The sequence below is a fragment of the Kitasatospora sp. NPDC058478 genome (assembly GCF_042720345.1).
Classification (GTDB): Bacteria; Actinomycetota; Actinomycetes; order Streptomycetales; family Streptomycetaceae; genus Kitasatospora.
Window position 1 is genome coordinate 1 of sequence record NZ_JBHXML010000151.1, and the last position, 3,245, is coordinate 3,245.

Annotated in this window: 4 protein-coding genes; 2 read left to right on the forward strand and 2 right to left on the reverse strand. The window is 70.8% G+C overall.

Annotated elements, in window-relative coordinates; all coding sequences use genetic code 11:
* Nucleotides 1-76 precede the first annotated feature (76 nt).
* Nucleotides 77-1,753, reverse strand: a complete 1,677-nt coding sequence (locus ACFWPT_RS40730; RefSeq protein WP_380488086.1) for an RICIN domain-containing protein — start codon at nt 1,751-1,753, stop codon at nt 77-79.
* Between the two features lie 232 nt (nt 1,754-1,985).
* Nucleotides 1,986-2,225 (reverse strand): chaplin, encoded by a 240-nt coding sequence (locus tag ACFWPT_RS40735; protein ID WP_380428449.1) that lies wholly within the window; start codon nt 2,223-2,225, stop codon nt 1,986-1,988.
* Nucleotides 2,226-2,456: 231 nt separating this feature from the next.
* Between ACFWPT_RS40735 and ACFWPT_RS40740 the strand changes: the two genes are divergently transcribed.
* On the forward strand, nt 2,457-2,708 hold the full coding sequence (locus ACFWPT_RS40740) for a chaplin (RefSeq protein WP_380375483.1): 252 nt from the start codon (nt 2,457-2,459) through the stop codon (nt 2,706-2,708).
* Nucleotides 2,709-2,943: 235 nt separating this feature from the next.
* Nucleotides 2,944-3,186: a chaplin gene (locus ACFWPT_RS40745; RefSeq protein WP_380375485.1), complete on the forward strand. Its 243-nt coding sequence runs from the start codon at nt 2,944-2,946 to the stop codon at nt 3,184-3,186.
* The last annotated feature ends 59 nt before the right edge of the window (nt 3,187-3,245 follow it).

The following is a 3,245-nucleotide window of genomic DNA, read 5'->3' on the forward strand; positions in this document are numbered from 1 at the left end:
GCCCCGCCCCCCCCAAAACCCGGGGGGCCCCCCCCCCCGGGTTGGGGGGGGGGCGGCGCCGCGGAGGGGCCGGGGATCAGCCGTGGAGGTAGACGATGCCGAGTTTGGTGAGCTGCCAGAGCTGGCCGGCGGCGCCGGTGTCGGTGGCGAGTTCGACGGCGGGGTTGCCCTTGGCGTCGAGGGTGGTGCCGGGGGCGATCACCTTGGTCGGGTCCTGGGAGTCGGCGATCTTGTAGCGGCCGCCGCCGGCCGGCTTGAGGACCCAGTGCTGGTTGCCGCCGCCGTTGCAGCGCCACTGCTGGATGCGGGTGCCGGCGGCGGTGGAGGCGGCGTTGGCGTCCAGGCACATGTCCCGGTTGCCGCTGAAGTCGAGCTCGTAGCTGCCGCCGGCCTTGGCCTCCAGGACGAAGGACTGGTTGAGCCCGCCGGTGGCCGGATAGGTGATGGCGGCCCGGCCGTTGGTGGAGTCGCCGTAGGTGCCGCCGCCGGTGAGGTCGAGCGCGTTGCCGCTGGCCGCGTTGGTGAGCTGGTACCAGGAGCCGTCCTCGGGGACGTCCGCGAACGGCTGCCCGGGGGTGAGCGGCTGGATGGAGGTGGTGTTCTGCTGGTTGAGCGTGCAGTAGGCCTGCGCCAGTTCGGGCTTGGCGAAGAACTGGCCGAGGCAGACGCCCTCGCCGCGGTAGCCGGCCACCCTCAGGTGGTACGACTGGCGGACCATGTTCATGCACAGCCCGGGGATGCCGATCTGCGAGTCGCAGCCGTTGCGGGCCCACTCGGCGAGGTTGATGACGTCCCCGTTGCTGTACTCGTACGGGGAGCTGGTCCACTCCGCGCAGACCTCGTGGCCGAAGGCGACCCGCCGCTGGTCGAGGTAGCGCACGCCGGGCACCTGCTCGGCGGCGCCGCGCAGCGCGTCGCTGAAGGTCGGCACCACCCAGTTGTGGCCCCAGGCGAGGTCCTCGGGGAAGGCCGGGCAGCCGTCGGCGACCTTGCCGAGGTAGTCGTTGCGCCGGATGTCCGGGGTGATCGGATTGAAGTACGACTGGTAGACCAGCTGGTACGAGGAGTCGGCGTAGCCCGCCTTCCGCATGGTCTGCCGGATGTTCTGGAGCGCCGCGACGACCTTGGGCTGGACCCGCTTGGCGCGCTGGACGATCTCGTCGCTGCCGATGGTGTCGCGGCAGCCCTGGTCCTTGGGGATCGGGAAGTACTGCGCGAGGCAGTGCATCATGATCCCGCTGAAGTCGAAGTCGTCGTTGGCGCCGATCGTGACGACGACCATCTTCACGTCGTACCTGCCCGCCGCGTCGGCGAGTTTGACGTCCTGTTTGGGCTCGCCGAAGTCGCCGCTGCCGGAGCCGGTGACCTTGGCGAGCTCGGGGTCGCTGACCAGGTCGCCGGTCTGGGCGCCGGAGCAGGCGAGGTCGATCGGGGTGACGCCGGGGATGTCGGTGACGAAGATCTCCGACTTGGGGTGCCGGTGGCAGTAGTTGGTGGGGCTGTCGGTCTCCGGGAAGTAGCCGTCGTTGGTGTCGGTGCCGGCGCCCTCCCCGGAGATGGCGCTGTCGCCGAGGGCGACGATGGCGGCCGGGCGGGTGGCGCCGGCCGCGGGGGCCGGGTCGGCGAGGGCGGCGGGAGCGCCGGCCAGGCCGAGGGTGGCGACGAGGGCGCCGGTGGCGAGCAGCGCGCCGTACGGGGAGCGGCGCGCCACCGTCCGGGGCCGCCGCGCCGCTGTCAGTCGGGACCTGATCACACGCGACTCCTTGCGGGGGGTGGGGGGCCGCCCGGCCGGGCGCCGAGCGGCGCGGAGCAAGAAAGGTGAGCAGGTCTCATATTCTAGGTACTGACAAGTAACGCAACAAGGCTTGTGACACCGCCGGAACCTGACGCCCCGACACGCCCCCGGACATGCGGAGAGCCGCCGCCCCGCGCCCCAGGAGGGAAGCGCGGAACAGCGGCTCGTACCGGCCGAACCGGGAGCAGGATCAGCCCGCGTTGGCGCAGTGGTTGCCGAACGCCGGGTTGAGCAGGCCGATGATGTCGATGGTGTTGCCGCACAGGTTGACCGGGATGTGAACCGGAACCTGAACCTGGTTGCCCGAGATGACACCGGGGGAACCCGCAGCGACACCCTCGGCGCCGGAGCTGGCCATCGCGGTGCCGGCGCCGGCGGCCACGATGCCCACCACGGCCGCGCCGACGGCGGCGGTCTTCTTGATGCTCATACGAGCCTCCTGACTGTTCATACAGAGATGCACGGGGAGTGCGACATCAAGAACGACACCCACCCGGGCCGGTTGCGACAGTGGACGCACTGTCACCCATCCGGCCCAACGGAGACGGCGACCGGCATTCGGGTGATCAGCGGACCGGACCGTTTCCCCTCGCACGGTGCCTCGTTCTCTCTGGCGGAACACGATCCACCCGGCCCCCTTCACACGAATCGAGTACCGCCCATGCGCAAGCTCGCCCACGGCGTCGTCGGCACCGCGGCCGGCGCCGCCCTGCTCGCCGCCGGCGCCGGCGTCGCGTCCGCCCACCACCTGCACGGCGCGTCCGCCGAGGGTGTCGCGGCCGGCTCGGCCGGCGCGGTCTCGGGCAACTCGGTGGAGGTGCCCGTGCACATTCCGCTCAACGTGTGCGGCAACTCGATCGACGTCGTGGGCCTCCTGAACCCGGCGTTCGGCAATAACTGCCTCAGCGCCTGACCGGGAATTCCCCTGGTCGCACCTCTGCCCGAACCGCTCCCGGCCGTGCGGGAATTGTTCGCGAGGTGCTGGAACAACGCGGCGGCCGCGTCGACGCCCGAGCCATGGGCGAAACACGCCGGTGTGCGCCGCCGGAGTGACAATCACGGCAATCCCCAGAAACCAGCGGGTGAGTATTCGTGCTCGCCCGGCTCCCGACATTTCCCATCCGTCGGGCAGAAAACGGAGGAAAGACATGCGCAACTTCAAGAAGGCCGCCGTCCTGTCCCTGGCCGCCACCGGTCTGGTCCTCGGTGCCGCCGGCGGTGCGTTCGCCAGCTCCGGCGCCGAGGGTGTGGCCGCCGGCTCCCCCGGTGTGCTCTCCGGCAACCAGCTCCAGATCCCGGTGCACATCCCGATCAACCTGTGCGGCAACTCCATCAACGTCATCGGCCTGCTCAACCCGGCCTTCGGCAACACCTGCGTCAACGCCGGCTGAACCGGCCGTCGCCGCACCGGCGACAGCAGATTCACCGAGTGCCGCGCCCCCCGACGCCG

Bases quoted from the DNA above. Each gene is read 5' to 3' on its own strand.
- ACFWPT_RS40745 (WP_380375485.1), top strand. From the start codon at position 2,944: ATGCGCAACTTCAAGAAGGCCGCCGTCCTGTCCCTGGCCGCCACCGGT.
- ACFWPT_RS40735 (WP_380428449.1), bottom strand. From the start codon at position 2,225: ATGAGCATCAAGAAGACCGCCGCCGTCGGCGCGGCCGTGGTGGGCATC.
- ACFWPT_RS40740 (WP_380375483.1), top strand. From the start codon at position 2,457: ATGCGCAAGCTCGCCCACGGCGTCGTCGGCACCGCGGCCGGCGCCGCC.